At 50.7% G+C, this 21,807-nt stretch carries 21 protein-coding genes; 18 read left to right on the forward strand and 3 right to left on the reverse strand.

The window, feature by feature from the left end; translation table 11 throughout:
- Positions 1–63: 63 nt before the first annotated feature.
- The 3 genes from DW949_RS02965 to DW949_RS02975 form a co-directional block, all read right to left on the reverse strand.
- Positions 64–3,126, reverse strand: coding sequence for a leucine-rich repeat protein (locus tag DW949_RS02965; protein ID WP_158570623.1), 3,063 nt, complete (start codon positions 3,124–3,126; stop codon positions 64–66).
- A gap of 100 nt (positions 3,127–3,226) precedes the next feature.
- On the reverse strand, positions 3,227–3,730 hold the full coding sequence (locus DW949_RS02970) for a hypothetical protein (protein ID WP_118021791.1): 504 nt from the start codon (positions 3,728–3,730) through the stop codon (positions 3,227–3,229).
- A gap of 23 nt (positions 3,731–3,753) precedes the next feature.
- Positions 3,754–4,506 carry an exodeoxyribonuclease III gene (locus tag DW949_RS02975; RefSeq protein ID WP_118021792.1) on the reverse strand — a complete coding sequence of 251 codons (753 nt, stop codon included), beginning with the start codon at positions 4,504–4,506 and terminating at the stop codon, positions 3,754–3,756.
- Between the two features lie 155 nt (positions 4,507–4,661).
- On the opposite strand from DW949_RS02975, the gene DW949_RS02980 reads away from it, so the two are divergent.
- The 18 genes from DW949_RS02980 to trmFO all read left to right on the forward strand — a co-directional run bounded on the left by DW949_RS02980 (position 4,662) and on the right by trmFO (position 21,807).
- Entirely contained in the window at positions 4,662–6,299 is a 1,638-nt protein-coding gene (locus tag DW949_RS02980; RefSeq protein ID WP_118021793.1) for a phosphoglucomutase, read from the forward strand.
- 100 nt (positions 6,300–6,399) lie between these two features.
- Positions 6,400–6,672, forward strand: a complete 273-nt coding sequence (locus tag DW949_RS02985) for an ACT domain-containing protein (protein WP_118021794.1) — start codon at positions 6,400–6,402, stop codon at positions 6,670–6,672.
- A gap of 12 nt (positions 6,673–6,684) precedes the next feature.
- On the forward strand, positions 6,685–8,043 hold the full coding sequence (locus tag DW949_RS02990) for a PFL family protein (RefSeq protein ID WP_118021795.1): 1,359 nt from the start codon (positions 6,685–6,687) through the stop codon (positions 8,041–8,043).
- A 40-nt stretch (positions 8,044–8,083) separates the two neighbouring features.
- Positions 8,084–9,118, forward strand: coding sequence for a glycosyltransferase family 4 protein (locus tag DW949_RS02995; RefSeq protein ID WP_118021796.1), 1,035 nt, complete (start codon positions 8,084–8,086; stop codon positions 9,116–9,118).
- Between the two features lie 39 nt (positions 9,119–9,157).
- On the forward strand, positions 9,158–10,306 hold the full coding sequence (gene wecB / locus DW949_RS03000; RefSeq protein ID WP_118021797.1) for a non-hydrolyzing UDP-N-acetylglucosamine 2-epimerase: 1,149 nt from the start codon (positions 9,158–9,160) through the stop codon (positions 10,304–10,306).
- Between the two features lie 169 nt (positions 10,307–10,475).
- The gene (locus tag DW949_RS03005) at positions 10,476–10,730 is read left to right on the forward strand and encodes an AtpZ/AtpI family protein (RefSeq protein WP_199595717.1); all 255 of its coding nucleotides are present in this window, start codon (positions 10,476–10,478) and stop codon (positions 10,728–10,730) included.
- A 14-nt stretch (positions 10,731–10,744) separates the two neighbouring features.
- A complete protein-coding gene (locus DW949_RS03010) occupies positions 10,745–11,122 on the forward strand; it encodes an ATP synthase subunit I (RefSeq protein ID WP_118021799.1) in 378 nt (125 codons plus the stop codon).
- Positions 11,123–11,140: 18 nt separating this feature from the next.
- Positions 11,141–11,812, forward strand: coding sequence for a F0F1 ATP synthase subunit A (gene atpB / locus DW949_RS03015; RefSeq protein WP_118021800.1), 672 nt, complete (start codon positions 11,141–11,143; stop codon positions 11,810–11,812).
- A 40-nt stretch (positions 11,813–11,852) separates the two neighbouring features.
- Complete coding sequence (gene atpE / locus DW949_RS03020) at positions 11,853–12,098, forward strand: F0F1 ATP synthase subunit C (protein WP_059077229.1); 246 nt, start codon at positions 11,853–11,855, stop codon at positions 12,096–12,098.
- Between the two features lie 38 nt (positions 12,099–12,136).
- Entirely contained in the window at positions 12,137–12,640 is a 504-nt protein-coding gene (gene atpF, locus DW949_RS03025; protein WP_118021801.1) for a F0F1 ATP synthase subunit B, read from the forward strand.
- Positions 12,637–13,206: a F0F1 ATP synthase subunit delta gene (locus DW949_RS03030; protein WP_118021802.1), complete on the forward strand. Its 570-nt coding sequence runs from the start codon at positions 12,637–12,639 to the stop codon at positions 13,204–13,206. Before atpF ends, DW949_RS03030 begins: the two co-directional genes overlap by 4 nt.
- Positions 13,203–14,738: a F0F1 ATP synthase subunit alpha gene (gene atpA / locus DW949_RS03035; RefSeq protein ID WP_118021803.1), complete on the forward strand. Its 1,536-nt coding sequence runs from the start codon at positions 13,203–13,205 to the stop codon at positions 14,736–14,738. Before DW949_RS03030 ends, atpA begins: the two co-directional genes overlap by 4 nt.
- A 3-nt stretch (positions 14,739–14,741) precedes the next feature.
- Complete coding sequence (gene atpG / locus DW949_RS03040; RefSeq protein WP_118021804.1) at positions 14,742–15,599, forward strand: ATP synthase F1 subunit gamma; 858 nt, start codon at positions 14,742–14,744, stop codon at positions 15,597–15,599.
- Positions 15,600–15,637: 38 nt separating this feature from the next.
- Complete coding sequence (gene atpD / locus DW949_RS03045) at positions 15,638–17,056, forward strand: F0F1 ATP synthase subunit beta (protein ID WP_118021805.1); 1,419 nt, start codon at positions 15,638–15,640, stop codon at positions 17,054–17,056.
- A 3-nt stretch (positions 17,057–17,059) separates the two neighbouring features.
- Positions 17,060–17,482, forward strand: coding sequence for a F0F1 ATP synthase subunit epsilon (locus tag DW949_RS03050; protein WP_118021806.1), 423 nt, complete (start codon positions 17,060–17,062; stop codon positions 17,480–17,482).
- 78 nt (positions 17,483–17,560) lie between these two features.
- Positions 17,561–18,049 carry a GNAT family N-acetyltransferase gene (locus DW949_RS03055; protein WP_118021807.1) on the forward strand — a complete coding sequence of 163 codons (489 nt, stop codon included), beginning with the start codon at positions 17,561–17,563 and terminating at the stop codon, positions 18,047–18,049.
- A gap of 184 nt (positions 18,050–18,233) precedes the next feature.
- On the forward strand, positions 18,234–20,507 hold the full coding sequence (gene topA / locus DW949_RS03060) for a type I DNA topoisomerase (RefSeq protein WP_118021808.1): 2,274 nt from the start codon (positions 18,234–18,236) through the stop codon (positions 20,505–20,507).
- Positions 20,497–21,807, forward strand: a complete 1,311-nt coding sequence (gene trmFO / locus DW949_RS03065; protein ID WP_118021809.1) for a methylenetetrahydrofolate--tRNA-(uracil(54)-C(5))-methyltransferase (FADH(2)-oxidizing) TrmFO — start codon at positions 20,497–20,499, stop codon at positions 21,805–21,807. Before topA ends, trmFO begins: the two co-directional genes overlap by 11 nt.

Below are 21,807 nucleotides of genomic sequence, written 5' to 3' on the forward strand. Positions count from 1 at the left end.
AAAACTCATTTTGTTGCAGCCCCGTTTTACATGCACGGTTTTATTTTACGATTATGCTGTACGTTACCAGTCTGATCCCATATCGTATGGTTCCACGTCAATTCCGTTTTCCCTGCAGTAGTCATAGAGGGACGAGCCGCTCCAGCAGAGTACGGTGACAGGGGTGTTTTTGAATACGTCTTTTCCTATATGGGTAACAGCTGTGAATTTAATCGTTTTGAGGTTCGGGCAGTCAGCGAAGGCTTCGTCTTCCAGCGAATCCAGGCAGTTTCCTACTTCCACATAGGAAAGTTCTCTGCATCCTTTGAAGGCACGGGCCCAGATGCCTTTCACCTTAGTTGCATAAAATGCAACGATTTTGGAACCGGCAAACGCATTTTCCCCGATATAGGAAATGTTCGTTCCGCCGTAGACGTAGATCAGGGAGGAATTCATATACGCGTCTTCGCCGATACATTTTTGGAAAGACATAGTCCATGGGTGGATGCTGATATCCCTCATACCGTCTTCCGATTGATAGGCAGGCTTTTCCGGACAGCGTCTGATGGCGGCGACGATTGCATCCCTGTCATAGTCGCCGTTTTTCTCTGCCTGGCTTTTCACGACGTAAATCCGTTTATTGTCTTTCGGATTGATTCCTCCTCCCGGAAGAATCGGAATGCCCCGGTCATTACTGATCGTATGTACTGTGTTCCGGAAATCCGACCGATAGCTATATAACGTGTAGGTTTTTGAATTTTTATAAATATCATAGTGTTTCCGGGCGCGTTTTTCCTCTTGTTTTTGCCGTTCTTCCAGTTCCTGGCGTACGGGGGAATCTTCCCCTTTCAGGAAATAGGGGATGTCATGTTTCTGGCAGTACATTTCCCAGGTGCTCCCTGGCAGGCAGCAGACCGTGATATCCGTTCCGGCAAATACGTCTTCTCCTATATGGCAGTCCATCTGTAACAGTTCGATGAAATGAAGGTCGCGGCAATGGGCAAAGGCACCGTCGCCTACATGGGAAAGGGAGGCAGGAAGTTCCACCCGGTCCAAGAAATGCAGTCCTTCAAAAGCATGGGCACCTATCTTTTCCAGACCTTCTTCCGCTTTGAACTGAAGAAGGGTGGATTTCATAAAACACCATTCTCCGATTTCCCGTATATCACCGGCGAGATGGAGATAACATATGGGGGCATATGCCAGTGCCTTTGTATCCAGTTTCGTATAGGGCAGCGAATCTTCTTCATTTTCCGTATTTTCGGGAATATGAATGACTTCCGGATACTGTTTGCTTTCTTTATAGCAGACATCGGAAATAGGCGGAAGCAGCTTGCGTGATTCTATGGGAAGCTCACAGCGTTTGTCGCCTTTGATTCTGTCGATGGCATTTTTTGGTGTAAAAATGGATGTATTGCGTTCCAGTAGTCCCCATGATTTCATGTCTTCATAGACGTTCCCGCCAAGGGGAATATCGAGGCGCACATCTATATTGTAGAATTCATCATTGACAACAGTAGTGTGTTCAGAAAGGGACACTACCGTTTTGTCCCCGACGGCAGATAACGGATAGGTCGCAACGGAAGGGGGGATGACCAGTTTCTTCAAACATGGCACATCGAAAAAGGCACGGTGGCCTATGGTTTTCAGGCTTTGCGGCAGGATGAGTTCCTTCAGATGTTCGCAACAGAAGAACGCATAGTCTGAAATGGTGGTTACTCCTTCGGGTATGGTGATGGATTCATCGGAGACTCCGTAAAAATGAAAGGAAGGAATAGTTGTCCCATCGCCTGTTTCTTGGGATGATCCTTTCAGGATGACAATTTCTTCCGCTTCCTGCTTCAACTTGTCCAAAAGGGGATAGGGGAAGGTCATTTGCACATCATGCAGGGCACCGGCTATGTCACCTGCCTGAGAAAGCAGACCCAGGGACATGAACGCGTCTATCAGAGGACACCCATCCTGTATGTAGTCCAATAAATCGGCCAGGGGAAGATCTCTCTTCTTTCCCCAATAGCCCAGTACGCCTTTGGTCATCCGGAACTTGACATTTTCCAGCTTTTCAGAAAGTCCGAACGCTTCGGCTATGCGGTCAACGATACCGTCTCTATCGTTGAAATGGAGATAAAATAACTTGTAGGAAAGGGGTTTGTAGGGATTGCGGTCCAGCACATAGAATGCTGCTTTTTTCCGCTCATCCTTTCCTACGGTTCCATCCTTGATGGCACCTTCCATGACCTCAGGCAGTTCATCCTTTTCTGGATCTGGTGGAATAAGGTTCAGGCGATCGGCGGCGTCCATAGTAAGATAGAAAACAGAACGTCTGTACGTATCAATAAACGATTGTACCAGATCGTCAGAACGGAACAAATTATCGAGCTGTCTTTTTTCCCGGCTGTTGGTGAATGCGTTGCCGATGGCATTAAATATGCTGTGCGCCGCACCACTTGCCAGATTGAGAACACCGGCAGTAATCATACCCTGCAAAGCGCCGCCAAGCCCGAAGCCTCCGCCTATAATCCGGCCGCGGTATTCTTTCCGCAGTTCCCGGTAAGTTCTTTCCGCTTCGGCATTTCCTGTGATTTTGCCAACCTGGCCCAGCAGAGACTGGACGAAATCCTGCCATGCATCGAGCGCAGAAGGGGCCCCGTCTGCCGTGTCACGGGCCAGGAGATTATCCTTCGTAAGACCGTAAATATCACGGGATAACAGGAGAGAAGATTCCTTCTTCAGTACGCTGCCCATAATCTGTTCGGCCGCTTCTTCGCCCGTAAGGAATTGCAGAAGCTCTTCTACGCTGTCATTTTTCCAGTATATGCGTTTCAGTTCTTTATCTGACAGTGCTTCTTTTGTCATGGCTTTTGCCAGACGGATAAAGCCGACCTGCCGTTCATCGTATTCGAAATGGCACCTGCCTACATCAAAGACATATTTGCCTCTTTCTCCGTCATGGAAAGGCCTCAGTTCCGGACTATCGTCATCAGGAGAACAGAAAATAGGATATATTTTTTCTTCTTTTTGCGCATTTACCTTTTTTAGTACATCTTCATAGGAAGGTCCATCGGCTGAACCGGCTACTGGTGTTCCGCAGTACGGGCAGAATCTGGATCCATCAGGGACCGGTTTTCCACAATTTGTACAAAACATAGTTATCATTCTCCTTTACCATGTAAATGTCCTCTTGTTTTATTTTACTACGGCTACTGGGGAAAAAAAAGAGGGACTGGTTTGTGATAGTCGTTATTTCTTAGAAATGGAACGTGACACCGGCGCCAACACCGTGTTCGTTATCGCCATCTTCTGGCATGTAATTATGGTAATTGATATTCAGTCCCCATCCCAGGGCGATGTTATAGTTGATGCCGGCCTGGGCTTCAGAAAAATGGGATCCTTTGACATACGTGGCATAGGGCTGGATTCCCAGAATATGGGGCGCAGCGACGCCAATGCCACCGTAAAAGGAGGTCGAATCGGACTGATGGTCGATATTGTTGCGCCAGCCGCCAAGAAGCTGGACATTTGAGCCGATGACATTATATTTGGCGTAGATGTCGTTCTGATTGCCGTACTGGTCGCGGTCGGCCCGTTTGTAACCGATGGTCGTCCGTGGCAGGACCTTGGCTTCCGCGTATTGTTCTTTTGTGCCGACGCCGATGCTGATGCCAGCTTCTGGTACGACAGGCAGGGCAAAAGCCGGGGTAATGGCAAGGGCTGTAAAGGCCAGCAGGGTCGTGGTCAGTTTCTTTAACATAGGTATCTCTCCTTTGTGTGATTTCATGTTAATTCCAAGCCGACAGGGCAGTGGTCACTGCCGGTAATATCTGTATAGATAGAAGCTTTTTCCAGCTTATCGTCGAGGCTTTTTGAGGTGATGAAATAGTCGATGCGCCATCCGGCGTTGTTCTGACGGGCTTTGAACCGGTAACTCCACCACGAGTAGATGCCTGTCACGTCGGGATAAAAGTAGCGCCACGTGTCGGTAAAGCCTGCTGCCAGCAGATCGGTCATCTTCTGCCGTTCCTGGTCGGAGAAACCGGCGTTGTTGTGGTTGGTCTTGGGATTTTTCAGGTCGATTTCTTCGTGGGCCACGTTAAGATCGCCGCATAGGATGACCGGCTTTTTGTCGTTGAGCCCGGAAAGGTAGGCACGGAAGTCATCTTCCCACTTCATGCGGTAATCGAGGCGGGCCAGCTCGCTCTGGCTGTTGGGCGTATAGCAGGTGACAAAGTAGAACGTGTCGAATTCGAGAGTGATGAGACGGCCTTCATGGTCGTGCTCGTCGATGCCCATGCCGTAGTGGACCGACAGGGGATGGAGGCGGCTGAATACGGCCGTGCCGCTATATCCCTTGCGGTCGGCGTAATTCCAGTACTGTTCATACCCGGGCAGGTCCATGTCTATCTGTCCGGCCTGCAGTTTCGTTTCCTGCAGGGCGAAAATATCGGCGTCGAGCTGGTGGAATACATCCATGAATCCTTTTTTCATGACGGCGCGCAGACCGTTTACATTCCAGGAAATACATTTCATGAGATTTTGTCCTTTCTTTGCAAAGAAGCTATAATATTTGGTCATTCTTTGTTATAATGAAGTCATACAGTAAACAATAGAGTACTTTCTATATTATGACGTTATTGTATAGAAATTTACAGGGATTGTCAAAATGAAGGAATCAGGTGATTGTTATGGCAGTACACGAATTAGCAGGTACGAAAGTCAGAAAAGAAGATTACATTGATTTAAAGGCAATTGCTGATGCTTATGCCCACATCGTTCCAGATATAACCAATCCGGCATGCCAAGTGCGGTTCGGGACATCGGGACACCGGGGACAGGCCGGAAATGGCAGTTTTACCGCTGCCCATGTTGCCGCTATTACCCAGGCAGTGTGCAATCTGCGAAAGTCCTTTGGCGCCGAAGGGCCGTTATTTGTTGGCGAAGATACACACTATCTGTCCAAACTGGCTTTTGAAACGGTACTGGGTGTACTGGCAGCCAATGGCGTAGCGGCGTATATCGACAGTGACGACGATTTTGTGCCGACACCGTCCGTTTCCCGTGCTATTTTGCGTTATAACAGTTGCCGCAAAGATTATCTGGCCGACGGTCTCATCATCACGCCGTCCCACAATCCTCCGGAACACGGTGGTATCAAATATAATCCGACGAGCGGCGGTCCTGCGCCTTCGGATATTACAAAAGCTATCGAAACGGAAGCAAACCGCCTGCTGGCAGGGAAGAACCGTGACGTACGGCAGATTCCTTATGAACAGGCCCGGGAAAGTTCTCTGGTGACGGGATATGATTATAAGGGACTGTACGTCGCGGAATTATCATCTATTATCGATTTTGAAGCCATCAGCGGGGCCCGGCTTCACATTCTGGTCAATGCCCTGGGCGGGTCCGGCATGAATTACTGGCATGCCATTGCTGACCGGTATGGCCTCGATATGGATTTCGTCAACGATACGTACGACCCCCAGTTTACATTCATGAATTACGACCACGACGGTAAGGTCCGCATGGATTGCTCTTCGGCCTATGTCATGTCGTCCGTGACAAAGCAGAGCGGGGACTATGACCTCATCCTGGCCAACGACCCCGATTATGACCGCTTTGGCATCATCTCGGGCAGTCAGGGCATGATTACGGCCAATGCGTATCTGACCGTAGCATCCCATTATCTTATGACCCATCGCCATTTTGACGGGCTGGGCATTGCCAAAACGGTAGTGACGACAGACCTCCTGGCCCGTTCGGCAGCCTCCCTTAACGTGCCTCTTTATGAAGTTCCCGTGGGATTTAAGTATTTCGGCTCCCTCTACAGCGATGGGAAGATTGCCTTTTCCGGTGAAGAAAGTGCCGGCGGTTCCTTTATTGCCAAAGACCGCAGCCTGTGGACGACAGATAAAGACGGCATGATCATGTGCCTCCTGGCAGCAGAAATCCGGGCTGTGACAGGCAAGCTGCCCCTTGCGTATTATGACGAACTGTGCCAGAAACTGGGCCGGCCTTACGCCATGCGCAGTGATGCGCCGGCAACGCTTGACGAAAAGGCCAAGATCAGCAGTCTCACCGAAGCCGACGTAGAGGAAAAGACGCTCTGCGGCAGTCCAATCACGGCTGTATTATCCCATTCTCCCTATGGCGATTATGCTATAGGCGGCGTCAAAATCTGCAGTCCCGACGGATGGATTGCGGCACGCCCTTCGGGTACAGAAGATATGTACAAGCTCTATGCTGAAAGTTTCGTATCGGAAGACCATGCGCGGAAACTGCTGGACGAAGGACGGGCGCTCATCAGCCGGGCATTAAAAAAATAAGCAATAGTAATTTATCGCGGATATATGCTATAATAGGGAAGAATGATCAAGAGGGGCATTCTATCATGTCTCCGTACATGGAAAAGGAGTGGGCATCAGAATGAAAGTTGTCATCACAGTAGTCGGCGTGGACCGTACCGGCATCATTGCCGCTGTCAGCCAGATTATGGCAGAACATCAGGTAAATATTCTCACTATCAATCAGGTAATTCTCGATGGTATTTTCAATATGGCCATGATTGTGGACATGGATCAGGCATCGGTAGACCTGGGGGGACTTCAGCAGCTGCTGAAAGATAAAGGCGATGCCCTTGGGGTAGAAATCCGGGCACAGAACATGGAAATCTTCAATGCCATGCACCGTGTCGGATAGGGGGATGAGAGAATGCTGACTATCCATGACGTGTTAGAAACAAATCAGATGATTCAGAAGCAGAACCTGGACGTCCGCACTATTACCATGGGCATCAGTCTCCTCGACTGCTGCAGCAGTGACGGCAGGACTCTGTGCAATAATATTTATGATAAAGTGACCCGCTATGGGGAACACCTGGTACAGACCGGGGAAGATATTGCCAGGGAATTTGGTGTGCCCATCATCAATAAGCGCGTCTCGGTCACCCCTATAGCGCTCGTAGCCGGATGCAGCGATCTCGATAATTACGTCGAAATTGCCCGTACTCTGGATAAAGCAGCCAAGACCATCGGCATCGATTTCATCGGCGGATTTTCCGCATTGGTGGAACGGGGCTATGCTGCCGGGGACAAGAAGCTCATCGCTTCCATTCCGGAAGCACTGGCCTGTACCGATCTGGTCTGCAGTTCCGTTGCCGTAGGTTCGACGAAGGCCGGTATCAATATGGATGCCGTAGCTGAAATGGGCCGGGTATTCAAGGAACTGGGAGAACTGACCAAAGACAAAGATGCTCTGGGCTGTGCCAAGTTAGTCGTCTTTTCCAATGCCGTAGAAGATAATCCGTTCATGGCAGGCGCCTTTCACGGCGTCACCCAGGGCGACAGCTGCGTCAGTGTCGGCGTCAGCGGTCCTGGCGTTGTCAAACGGGCCCTGGAAAATGTCAAAGGGGAACCTTTTGATGTCGTCGCCGAAACGATCAAGAAGACGGCATTCAAGATTACCCGCGTAGGCCAGCTCGTAGCCCAGGAAGCATCGCGCCGGCTCAACGTTCCTTTTGGCATCATCGACCTGTCACTGGCACCGACGCCGGCTGTGGGTGATAGTGTAGCTGCCATTCTGGAAGAAATGGGACTGGAAAGCTGCGGTGCCTGTGGCACGACGGCAGCGCTGGCTCTCCTCAACGACGCCGTCAAAAAAGGCGGCCTCATGGCATCGAGCCGTGTCGGCGGCCTCTCGGGAGCTTTCATCCCGGTCAGTGAAGACAAGGGCATGCTGGAAGCCGTTGGTCGGGGCAGCCTCAGTCTGGAAAAACTGGAAGCCATGACCTGCGTCTGCTCTGTCGGCCTCGATATGATTGCCATTCCGGGAAGTACGACGGCCGCCACGATTTCGGCACTCATTGCCGACGAAGCGGCTATCGGCATGATTAATAATAAGACAACGGCCGTCCGCGTTATCCCCGTACCGGGCAAGGATGTGGGCGATACGGTTGAATTTGGCGGACTTCTGGGCCATTGCCCCATTATCGATATCAACAAGTATAAGTCTGATGCGTTTATTGCCCGCGGTGGCCGTATTCCGGCACCGATGCGCAGCCTGACGAACTGACAGGTTGTGTCGAGAATCCCTTTGAAAGTAGGCGTGTGTTGTGCTTGTATATTTCGTACCCTTTTTTATAGCATTGATTGTAGCGTATGCCCTGACGCCGAGCGTCAAGAAACTGGCTATCAAAGTGGGTGCTGTTGACAGACCCAATGCGAGGAAAGTTCATACCCATATCATTCCCCGGCTGGGCGGTCTGGCTATTTATATCGGCTTTTTGGCCGGTGTCCTGTATTCTATGCCCATGAATCATGAAATGCTGGGACTATTGCTTGGATGTACGGCCATTGTTTGTGTCGGCATCTGGGATGATATTTGCAACATCCCGGCAAAAGTAAAACTCGTCGGGCAGATTTTGTCGGCGGCAATTCCCGTCGCCTTTGGCATCCAGATTGAATGGCTGACTAATCCCTTTGGCAATCTGATCATCCTGCCGGAAGTCGTCGCGATTCCACTGACCATATTCTGGATTATCGGTTTTACGAATACGGTCAACCTCATCGACGGCCTCGACGGCCTGGCTGCCGGCGTGTCCTTTATTGCGTCCATTTCGATGTTCCTCATGGCTGTCAGCATGAATCAGTACCTGCCGGCCATGATTATCATTTCCATGGCGGGGGCTGCTCTGGGGTTTTTGCAGTATAATTTCAATCCGGCAAAGATTTTTATGGGTGATACGGGCAGTATGCTCCTGGGGTATACTATGGCTGTCACGGCTGTGCTGGGACTGGTGAAGACTGCCGCGACGATTGCGCTGGTCGTACCGGTCATCGCTCTGGGACTGCCGATTCTGGATACTTTATTTGCCATCATCCGCCGTAAGATGAGTGGCGTGCCTATTTTCACACCGGACAAGGGACATCTTCATCACCGTCTGCTGGCGCTGGGACTGTCCCAGAAGCAGGCCGTGCTCATCATGTATTGTGTCAGTATCGTATTGGGAATTGTGGCTATTTTTGTAGCAAATGTCAATTACAAAACCGGTATCTTGACCGTAGCAGTGGTCCTGGCGGTGATTATATATTCAGCAAAACGAATAGGAATACTGCATAAAACGACAAATTCTACTCATAAAGATTGATTTATGAGTAGAATTTGTTTAGTTCAAGGAGGTTTTTATATGCTTAAGGTAATGACTGTATTCGGAACGCGCCCGGAGGCCATCAAGATGGCGCCTGTCGTCCTGGAACTCAAAAAACATCCGGATCAGATCCAGACGGTCGTGGCCGTTACGGCCCAGCACCGGCAGATGCTGGATCAGGTGCTGGATTTATTCCAGATCCGTCCCGATTATGATCTGGACATCATGAGCCAGGGGCAGACACTGTATGATATTACGACCCGTTCCCTGCAGGGGCTGAAGTCGGTCATGGAAGTGGAAAAACCGGATCTCGTCCTGGTCCATGGCGATACGACGACGACTTTTGCCGGGGCGCTGGCTGCGTATTATCAGCAGATTCCCGTAGGTCATGTCGAAGCGGGGCTGCGTACAGGAAATATTTACTCACCGTTCCCGGAAGAAATGAACCGGAAATTGACCGGTGCCATAGCGGCGATTCATTTTTCACCGACGGCGACGGCCCGGGCCAATCTGCTGAGGGAAGGAATCAGCAAAGATGCGATTTTCGTTACCGGCAATACGGTCATTGATGCTCTCATGACGACTGTCGATGAAGGGTATGACTTTGAGGACAAAGAATTACAGACTGTCGATTTCCGGCATCACCGCATCATTCTCCTGACGACACATCGCCGTGAAAATCTTGGTGAACCTATGAGACATATATATAAGGCTCTGCGCCAGATCATCGAAGAAATCCCCGATACGGAAATTGTTTTTCCCGTGCACCGAAATCCACTGGTACGCAAAGTCGTAGAAGAAGAATTGTCCGGTGTGGACCGCATCCATCTCATCGAGCCCATGGAATACGAACCGTTCGCCAATCTGATGCATCACAGCTGTCTCGTCCTGACCGATTCCGGCGGCATCCAGGAAGAAGCGCCTTCTCTGGGAAAACCTGTCCTGGTCCTCAGGGATACGACGGAACGGCCGGAAGCAGTGGAAGCCGGAACGGTACGTCTCATCGGCACCGATAAGGACCGTGTCTACGAAGAAACGAAGCGGCTGCTCACGGATAAGGATGCTTATGATGCCATGAGCAATGCTGTCAATCCTTATGGGGATGGACAGGCGTCGCGCCGGATTGTACAGGCTATCCTGTATACCTTCGGCAGTGGTTCCGAAAAGCCAAAAGAATTTTCTCTGTAATTTTACAGAGTTTTGTAGGATTTTTCATAAAACATACTTTTTTTTAGTTTTATGACTAATAGCTAAAAATTATTGATTTTACATAAGTCCCGTGATACAATAGCTGTATTGCGGGGCATGAATCCTATACATGAAAATTTGTAATGCAGCCTGCGCCGAGGTAAGGACCATGCAGAAAAAACACGAAAAGGAAACAGTGCGCCTACGGGATATACTGGTCAGTGCCGCCTCTATGGGACTGACGTTGTGTGTCAGCATGTGTATCGGCATTGCCTGCGGGTACTGGGTGGATGCGCAGCTGGGCACGATTCCCTGGGGACTGCTCATTGGTGGCGTTCTTGGGGCGGTCAGTGGCTTCTGGTCTATTTTCAGGAAGGCCGTGCGTTTTATGAACGATCATCCGCCACGCCAGAAAGAGAGATAGGGCAGAGGACTCCTATGGAAGAATTTACACGATATGTAAAAGTGACACTGTTCAGACTATTGAGCCTGACCCTTCTGGTGACAGGATTGCTGCTCCTTCTGGGAAAGGCGGAATACCTCAGCGGCTGGCTTATTGGCTGCGCTATCAATGGCGTATACTTTCTCATGTTGTGCAGCCGGTCCTTCCGGGCTATGAAGATGGATCCTGCAAAGGCGTTTACCGTTCTCCGTGGCGGCGCGCTGATGCGTATACTTACCATCGTTCTGATACTCATTGTGGTGCTACAGTTTCCCTCTGTCCGCATATGGGCGGTCGTAGCCGGCATCCTGACGTATCGGATTCTCATATACTTCGAAGCGGTGTATCATGCCTGCATCCGAAGACATCTTTAAGGAAAGGAGGCGCTTATCATGGAGCTGCATACGGGTCATCATTTGATTTATCAGCTGTTTGGCATGAATGTCAATATGGATACGCTGTACATGACCTGGCTCACGGCGGCTATCGTTATTATCATTACGCTGGCCGCGACGCGGGGCCGGTCACTGGTTCCTTCCGGTATCCAGAACGCAGTTGAAATTGTCGTAGAAGCACTTCTGGCACAGTTCAAGGAAACATTGGGTCCGAAGTGGGGACAGGTCGTGTCGGTCCTTCTGACTATGTTCCTGTTTATTCTGGTCGGCAATGAATTAGGGCTGCTGCCCAGTCCGCATATCCTGACGTCGCCGACGAATGATCTCAATACGACGCTGGGCCTGGCCCTGGTATCATCTTTTATGGTACATTTTGTTGCTCTGCGCAACCAAGGTCTGAAAAAACACATCAAACATTATTTTCAACCGTTCGCTGTATTTTTTGTCATCAACCTGCTGGAAGAATTTACAAAGCCTATTACGCTGGCCTTCCGTCTGTTCGGCAATATCCTTGCCGGTGAAATCCTGATGGAAGTGCTGTACAAACTGGTCCCCGTCGGGGTGCCTATCATCTGGTTGATATTCAGTCTGGTCATCGGCCTGATTCAGGCCTTTATCTTCACTATACTGACCACATCGTATCTGGCAGATTCCCTCAGAGAAGAGTAAGTGAAGACAAGTAACTCATATATCAAGGAGGATTATAATTATGGAATTAGTATTAGCATTATCCGCAATGGGCGCAGCTATTGGTATTGGTCTGGCAGCAATGGGTGCTGCTATCGGTGATGGTCATGCCGCATCGAAGATGCTCGAAGGTCTGGCACGTCAGCCGGAAATGGGCGGCAAGCTCCTGGTCAACTTCCTGATTTCTGTAGGCCTGATTGAATCCATGCCTATCATTGCAGCTGTTATCGCTATCGTGCTCGTATTTGCCAACCCTCTGGCAGGCTAAACTGTACCGGCACAGTTCGGTAAAAGGAGGAGAAAGTTTTGGTAGATATTAACTTTACACTGGTAATCCAGTTCATCAACTTCTTTGTCCTCGTCGCTATTTTAGCCAAGTTTGCATATAAGCCTATTTTAAAAGTGCTTGAAGACCGCAAGAATAAAATCGCTTCTGACCTTAGCAGTGCTGAAGAAGCCCGCCTTTCAGCGGAAAAACTGAAAGCCGATTATGAAGCACAGCTGCAGAAAGCTCATGCGGAAGCCCAGGCCACTGTGGACAAGGCTGTAAAACAAGCCGACAAGGAAGCGCAGGCTCAGCTCGATGCTATCCGTTCCCAGATTGCAAGGGAAAAGGAAATCGCCCAGGCTGAAATTGCCAATGAACGGGAAGCAGCTATTCGCGAAATGAGAAATGAAGTAGTGACGCTGTCTATGGCTGTGGCAGAAAAACTGCTGAAAAAGAACATGGATACGGATATGAATCAGAAACTGGTAGCAGAATGCCTGAAGCAGTTTGACGGGCAGCAGCCGGCAGGTAAAAAGTCATGATTCCTGAAGCCGTATACAGCAAATACAGCCAGGCTATGTTTGACATAGCAAAGGAACAGCACAAGATGGACGAGTACGGTACTGAATTAAAAGCCGTCCGCGATACGATGCAGCTCAATCCGGAGCTGAAGAAGTTCATCCATCATCCGCTGGTTCCACCCCAGTCGAAAAAAGAAACACTCCACGCTATTTTTGCTGATGACGTGTCCCCTGTTGTCCTGCAGTTTCTCTACGTCATGATAGACCGGCGCAGGGAAGCGGCCATCATCGCGGCTATCGACGGGTTTATCGATTTGGCCCGTGCAGCTCAGAATATCGAAGTCGCGAAGATCCGCCTCGTAAAACCGCTGTCAGCAGAAGAGGAAAAACAATTGGTCGCGTCTCTGGAAAAGATGACTGGCAAACATATCGAACCGCTGTATTATATGGATCCTTCCATTATCGGCGGCATGATTGTCCAGATAGGCGACCGGCTAATAGACGGCAGTCTGAAGCGGCAGCTCACGGATATGCAGCATTCCCTGCTTCAGTCTGACGTAATGAATGAGGTGACGGACGAAAAATGAAAATGAAGCCAGAAGAAATAACGGCTATAATCAAAAAACAAATCGAAGACTACAACGTCGAAATGAACGTCGATGACGTAGGCACCATCCTGGAAGTCGGGGACGGCATAGCGCATATATACGGTTTGGATAAGTGCATGTCCGGGGAACTCCTGGAATTGCCTCATAATGTGTATGGCCTGGCCATGAACCTGGAAGAAGACAACGTAGGTGCCGTTCTTCTCGGTGAAGACGAACTCATCAAGGAAGGCGATACGGTACGCCGGACCGGCAAGGTTATGAGTGTTCCTGTCGGTGATGCCATGATTGGCCGTGTCGTCAATCCCCTGGGTGCACCTATTGATGGCAAAGGTGCCATCAAAGCGACGGAATATCGCCGCGTCGAAGTCGTAGCTCACGGCATTGCAGACCGCCAGCCGGTCAAGCAGCCGCTCCAGACAGGGCTGAAGGCCATTGACTCCATGGTTCCTATCGGACGGGGCCAGCGTGAACTGATCATCGGCGACCGCGGCACCGGCAAGACGGCCATCGCCATTGATACGATCATTAATCAGAAAGATACAGGCGTCATCTGCGTATACGTCGCCATCGGCCAGAAAGCTTCTACTGTTGCCCGTGTCGTACGGACACTGGAAGAACACGGCGCCATGGCGTATACCATCGTCGTTGCTGCTACGGCTTCCGATGGTTCGCCTCTCCAGTACCTGGCACCGTATTCTGGCGTTTCCATGGCCGAATACTTTATGCATCAGGGCAAGGACTGCCTCTGCGTATACGATGATTTGTCCAAGCATGCCCAGGCGTACCGCGCCATGAGTCTGTTGCTCCGTCGTCCGCCAGGACGTGAAGCGTATCCGGGCGATGTATTCTACTTACATTCCCGTCTGCTTGAACGGGCTGCCAAATTGTCTGATGAACTGGGTGGCGGTTCCATTACGGCCCTGCCGATCATTGAAACGTTGGCAGGTGACTTATCGGCCTATATCCCGACAAACGTCATTTCTATCACCGATGGCCAGATTTTCCTGGAAACAGAATTATTCAACTCCGGTGTACGGCCTGCTATCAACGTCGGTCTTTCCGTATCCCGTGTCGGCGGGTCTGCCCAGATCAAGGCCATGAAGAAAATTGCTGGCACGCTCCGTCTGAGCCTGGCCCAGTACCGTGAACTGGCAGCGTTTGCCCAGTTCGGTTCAGACCTCGACAAGAGTACCAAGGCCCAGATTGACGCCGGTGAACGGACGATGCAGATGCTGATCCAGCCGCAGTACCAGCCTATGCCCGTCGAAGACCAGGTCATCCAGATTTATGCAGCTGTCAAAGGGTATCTCATGCCTGTAGAAGTAGAAGACGTACAGGAATTTGAAGACCAGCTCATCAAATTTATGCATGCTAATTATCCTGAAGTCGGTGCAGATATCAAAAAGACCAAAGAACTCGGTGCAGATAATGAAGAAGTTCTCAAAAAAGCTATTGTGGAATTTACGAAGCAGTTCGGTACAAGCCACAAGCTGATTAAAGAGGAGGAATAGTCTATGCCGAGTGCACGCGAAATAAACCGTCGGATTAAATCCGTAACGAATACGCAGCAGATTACAAAGGCTATGAAGATGGTATCCTCCGTTCGTCTGCGCCGTGCACAGGAACGCGCTCTGGCAACTGCTCCTTTTACTGAAAAAATGGAAGGAATGCTGCAGCGTCTGTCGGCAGCTATACCAGGAGAAAATAATCCGTTATTCGTCAAGCGTGACGTGAAGCGTACGTGTTATGTTATCATTGGTTCCGATAAGGGCCTGGCAGGAGCGTTCAATTCCAATATCAACAAGGAAATGGTGAGTCTCCTGAAAGATAAGCCCCGTTCGGCTTCGTACCTCATCGTGACAGGACGTAAACCGGTAGAGTATCTGAAGCATCTGCGCATCACGCCGGATTATAAACGGGCCGGTTTTTCTGACAAGCCGAATTTCGGTCATGCCCAGAATCTGGCGCGGAAGGCGACGGAAGAATTCCTCGCCGGTAACGTCGATGAAGTGTATCTGGTGTATACGAAGTTCAAATCTGCCCTGTCACAGGTCGTGACACAGACAAAGCTGCTGCCAATCGAACCTTCCGTATCGGAAAAAAGCGGCCCTTCGGAAGAATACCTCTTTGCTCCCGATGCCGGTCAGGTTTTATCGACATTGCTGCCGCAGTATATCGACATGGTCATTTACAATGGCCTGCTGCAGTCTGCAGCTAGTGAACTGGGAGCACGTATGACGGCCATGACCGGCGCGACCGATAATGCCGGTGAATTGATTGAAAAGTTGACCGTTCATTATAATAAGGTCCGTCAGGCCGGTATTACAAACGAACTGACGGAAATCGTCAGCGGTGCCAATGCACTGCAGTAAGGACGAAGGAAAATCTAAATAAGGAGGAGAGCCTCTTCATGAGCAATACAATTGGGAAAGTAATTCAGGTCATTGGCCCGGTCGTAGACGTCCGCTTTGCGAGCGAAGAAGACCTGCCGGCTATATATAACGCCATCCATATCACCGGCGGCACAGGCGATCAGGCGATTGATCTGGTAGCAGAAGTCATGCAGCACCTGGGCGACGATGTCGTCCGCTGTGTAGCCATGAGCTCCACAGACGGTCTGGTGCGCGGCATGAAAGCAGAAAATACAGGCGGCCCGATCAAGGTACCTGTCGGAGAAGGCGTTCTGGGCCGGATTTTCAATGTCCTGGGCCAGACAGTTGATAAAGTAGATAAGAAGGTAGAAGCTGCCGACTACTGGCCAATCCACCGCCCGGTACCGAAATTTGAAGACCAGGCTACGGGTACAGAAATCTTTGAAACAGGAATCAAGGTCGTTGACCTTATCTGCCCCTATGCCAAAGGCGGCAAAATCGGCCTCTTCGGTGGTGCTGGCGTTGGCAAGACCGTCCTCATCATGGAACTGATCCACAACGTAGCTACCGGCCACGGCGGCTATTCCGTATTCACCGGCGTTGGTGAACGGACACGTGAAGGCAATGACTTGTGGAATGAAATGAAAGAATCGGGCGTTATCGACAAGACGGCTCTGGTATACGGCCAGATGAATGAACCGCCAGGAGCCCGTATGCGTGTCGGCCTGACAGGTCTTACCATGGCTGAATATTTCCGTGATAAAGAACACAAAGACGTGCTGCTCTTTATCGATAATATCTTCCGTTTCATCCAGGCTGGTTCGGAAGTATCGGCCCTCCTGGGCCGTATTCCGTCGGCTGTTGGCTATCAGCCGACGCTGGCGACCGATGTCGGTGCCCTGCAGGAACGGATTACCTCGACGAAGAACGGATCCATCACATCAGTACAGGCCGTATACGTCCCTGCCGATGATCTGACAGACCCGGCTCCGGCCGCTACCTTTGCCCACCTGGATGCGACGACCGTCCTGTCCCGTCAGATTGCCGAACTCGGTATTTATCCGGCTGTGGATCCTCTCGATTCCACATCCCGTATCCTCGACCCCCACGTATTAGGGGAAGACCATTATAATACGGCCCGTGCCGTACAGGCTATTCTGCAGAAATACAATGACCTGCAGGATATCATCGCTATCCTGGGTATTGACGAATTGTCGGAAGAAGATAAGCTGACCGTTGCCCGTGCCCGTAAAATCCAGCGTTTCCTGAGCCAGCCTTTTGCTGTTGCTGAACAGTTTACAGGGCAGCCCGGACGGTATGTCCCGCTGAAAGAAACCATCGAAGGATTTAAGGAAATCCTGTCGGGTAAATGTGATGACATGCCGGAACAAGCCTTCTATATGGTCGGCAATATTGAAGAAGCATATGAAAAAGCCAAAACTCTGAAAGGAGAATAAGGCATGGCAGAAACAGGCAAAACAATCCACCTGGAAATTATCACGCCTGATGCTGCTGTCCTGGATACGGATGTTAGTTTTGTCCTCGTCCGTGCCCTCGATGGCGACCTGGGCATTATGCCCGGTCATGCACCGCTCATTGCTTCTTTGCGTATCTGGCCGCTGTTTTATGAAACAGATGGCAAGCGTCATTGTGTCTGCGTGGCTTCCGGGTTCCTTGAAGTCAATGGCAGCACCATAACGGTCATCACACCGGCGGCTGAACTGCCGGCAGATATCGATCTGGACCGGGCAGAACGGTCCAGGGCCAGAGCGGAAAAACGCCTGCAGGAAAAGAAAAAAGACCTTGATGAAGTCAGAGCGCAAGCTTCTCTGAAACGAGCGCTGCTGCGCATCGACGTGGCTCATAAATATGGTGGAAGATAAGAAAAAGGGGACTGCCGCACGTGCGACAGCCCCTTTTCCGATTTTACTGATGGAATAGAAAGGAAAGACATTTGTATCATGATTACTATCCGTACTGCCACGCTCCAGGACTTGGACGCCGTAAGCGCTGTAGAAGCGGCTTGTTTTCCTCCGGCTGAAGCGGCATCGAAAGATGAATTTTACGAACGGCTGACGTATTACGCCAATCATTTCTGGCTCCTCTTTGAAGGCGATACACTTATTTCCTTTGTCGATGGCATGGTCACTGACGAAACGGACCTGACAGACGATATGTATGCCCGGGCCGCCATGCATGATGAACAGGGCGCATGGCAGATGATATTTGGCGTCAATACGATTCCTTCACATCGCCAAAAAGGCTATGCCGGACGTCTCATCCAGGTGGCGATTGACGATGCACGCCGTCAGGGCCGGCGCGGATTGGTCCTGACCTGCAAAGACCGGCTCATCCACTACTATAGCGGTTTTGGCTTTATCGATGAAGGCGTGAGCAGCAAATCTGTCCACGGCGGAGCCGTCTGGCATCAGATGAGGCTGACTTTTTAGCTGTCATTTTAAGTCGTGCATCTTGTTTTTCTGTGGGCCCGGCACATCAGGACAGGCAGTTTTCTTATAATAGAGGTTGAACCTGCAGAGATTATAGTGTATCATGGATAACTGAATATACATAGGTTTATAATCATGCAGAATATATACGATACTATGATACACAGAGAGTTGGGATATAGGGATGTTAGAATTTCCAATCAAACGAACAATCGTCATTGACGACAAGAAAAAGAAAGGCCGGGGCTGTAAGAAAAAGGGCGGCGACGAAAAGATGGTCATCAAGGGCACGGTCCACCTGCCGGAGAAGCAGCCTCTGAAGAAAATGGATCCCCTGCCTAAAAATGCAAAAAATCTGGTCATTGTGGAATCGCCGGCTAAGGCGAAGACTATCGAACGATTCCTGGGCAGTGACTACAAGGTCATGGCCAGCCGGGGACATCTGCGCGACCTGCCACGCAATCAGTTTGGTGTCAATATTGAAGATAATTTTACACCGACCTATACCAATATGTTCGATAAGCGCAAACTCATCGAAGACCTGCAGAATGAGTATGTCCGCTCCAAAACCGTTTATCTGGCAACTGACCCGGACCGTGAAGGGGAAGCCATTTCCTGGCATCTGGCCTATCTGCTGGATATGGATCCCCATACGTCATGCCGTGTCATGTTCCATGAAATAACGAAGAAGGCCGTTCTGGCGGGGATGGAGAACCCCCAGCCGATCGACTTGAAAAAAGTGGATGCCCAGCAGGCCCGCCGTGTCCTGGACCGTATCGTCGGGTATAAACTGAGTCCGCTCCTATGGAAGAAGGTCTGCAAGGGTCTCAGTGCCGGCCGTGTCCAGTCTGTTGCCGTACGGCTCATCTGCGAACGGGAAGAGGAAATCAAGGCGTTCGTACCGGAAGAATACTGGACCGTAGAAGGTACATACAAGACGGAAGACGGGCTGGAACTACATACGGAACTGACGAAAATCGACGGGAAAAAAGCATCTATTGAAAACGGGGAACAGGCCGCAGCTATTGCGTCGGCCCTGCAGTGGGAAAAACAGGAAGAAGCCGGCCATGAGCCGGACCGTATAGAAAAAGTAGAAAAGCGGAAGCGTAAACGCCAGCCCCAGCCGCCGTTTACGACGTCTACGATGCAGCAGGAATGCGTCAGCAAGCTCAATTTCGGTGCCAAGAAGACGATGATGCTGGCCCAGCAGCTGTATGAAGGCCTTGATATCGGCGAACACGGTCATGTAGGTCTTATTACCTACATGCGTACCGATTCGGTCCGTATCAACGACGATATGGTGCAGAATGCCCGGGATTTCATTACGGCAACGTATGGGAAAGAGTATATTCCCGCCAAGGCCCATGTCTACAAGGCCAAACAGTCCAGTCAGGATGCCCACGAAGCCATCCGGCCTACGTCGCTTGAACTGACGCCGGACAAGGTGGCACCGTATTTGTCACGGGATCAGATGCGCCTGTACACGCTCATCTGGAACCGTTTCCTGGCCAGCCAGATGGCTCCTGTGGAAACGGAACATATGGCCATCGTCATCATGAGCGGCCCTTACGAACTGAGAGCCGCCGGGTATACAGTGCTGTTCAAAGGGTTTACGGAACTGTATGAAGATACGAAAAAAGATAAGACTCTTTCCGTACTTCCGTCTATTGAAGCCGGCACGGTCGTCCACAACCAGACTATCGATACGCTCCAGCATTTTACCCAGCCGCCGGCCCGCTATACCGAAGCCAGCCTGATTAAGACCCTGGAAGAAAAAGGCATCGGCCGTCCGAGTACATATGCACCGATTATGGATACCATCCAGAACCGCAATTATGTCGAAAAGAAGGATAAGCAGTTCGTTCCGACCGAGCTGGGTGTCATTATCGTCGATCTCTTGAAAAAGTTCTTTGAACGCATCATCAACGTCAGCTTCACGGCTCATATGGAAGAAGAACTGGATGCCATCGAACAGGGGAAGGACACCTATGTCCACGTCCTGAAAGAATTTTATGATGTCTTTGAGCCGGAAATGGAAGCGGCCGAAGAGGGCATGGAAAAAGTCACCGTAGCCGGACAGGATTCGGGAGAAGTGTGTGAACTCTGCGGTGCGCCTATGGTCTATAAATTCGGACGGTTTGGCAAATTCCTGGCCTGTTCCAATTTTCCCGAATGTCATAATACCAAGGCCATTGTCGATGATCTGGGCATTACCTGTCCCAAATGCGGCAAGGGTACGCTCATCCGGCGCAAGTCCAAAAGAGGCCGCGTCTTCTACGGTTGCAGCCAGTATCCGGAATGTGATTTCGTCCTCTGGAACCAGCCTGTAGATAAGAAGTGCAAGCTCTGTGGCAGTATTATGACCATCAAACATTATAAAAAAGGTCCGGATAAGCTCTTCTGCAGCAATCCGGAATGTGAAAATCATAAAAAGGGTGAAGAAGTGAATGAAGAATAGCGTACTCGTCATCGGCGCAGGCCTGGCCGGTTCAGAAGCCGCCTGGCAGCTGGTACAGCGGGGAATCCCTGTCGAACTGGTTGAAATGCGTCCGGTCAAACCGTCTCCGGCCCATCATACAGCTCTCTTTGCCGAGCTGGTCTGCAGTAATTCACTGCGGGCTGCCAATATCGAAAATGCCGTTGGCCTCCTGAAGGAAGAAATGCGCCGTCTGGGATCGCTCATCATGGCGGCGGCCGATACGCACCGCGTGCCGGCCGGGGGGGCCCTGGCCGTGGACCGCATCCCTTTCAGTCAGTATATTACGGACCATCTGCAGCATCATCCGCTGGTGACGGTCCGGCACGAAGAAGTCTCGCAGCTCCCTTCGGACCAGATCTGTATCATCGCCACGGGACCGCTGACCAGTCCGGCCATGACGGAGACTATCCGCCAGATGACAGGAGAAGAATATTTCCATTTCCACGATGCCGCGGCGCCTATTGTAACTGTGGAATCGCTGGATATGACTAAAGTATACCGGGCTGCCCGCTATGGCAAAGGCGGAGCCGATTATCTGAACTGCCCGTTTACGAAAGAAGAATACGAAGCGTTCTGGCAGGCCCTGACGACGGCAGAATGTGCCGAACTCCACGATTTTGAAAAAAATGATGCCGTCTTTGAAGGCTGCATGCCTGTAGAAGTCATGGCGTCCCGTGGTATCGATACACTGCGGTTCGGCCCCATGAAGCCTGTAGGCCTTGAAATCCCCGGTACAGGAGAGTTGCCCTATGCGGTCGTACAGCTGCGTCAGGATAATGGCAGCGCAACGCTGTACAATATCGTCGGTTTCCAGACTCATCTCAAATTCCCGGAACAAAAGAGAGTATTTTCCATGATTCCCGGCCTGGAATCGGCGGAATTTGTCCGCTACGGCGTCATGCACCGCAATTCCTATATCAATTCTCCGGAACTGCTCGATGCAACTCTTCAGTACCGGAAAAATAGACATGTGTTCTTTGCCGGCCAGCTGACCGGTGTCGAAGGATATCTGGAATCAGCGTCTATGGGCCTTCTGGCAGGTATCAACGCCGCCCGGCTGCTGCAGGATAAGCCCTGCATGACCTTTTCCAAACGCACGGCTATAGGCGGTCTGAGTCAGTATATTTCAACGCCCCATGATAATTTCCAGCCCATGAACATCAATTTTGGCATCATGGAACCACTGGGAATCAAAAAACGGATGAAAAAGAAAGAAAAGAATGGCCTTCTGGCCAAACGGGCCCTGGAAGAAATTGATGAAATAAAAGGGAGTATATGA

Source organism: Megasphaera sp. AM44-1BH (assembly GCF_003467125.1).
Taxonomy (GTDB): Bacteria; Bacillota; Negativicutes; order Veillonellales; family Megasphaeraceae; genus Megasphaera.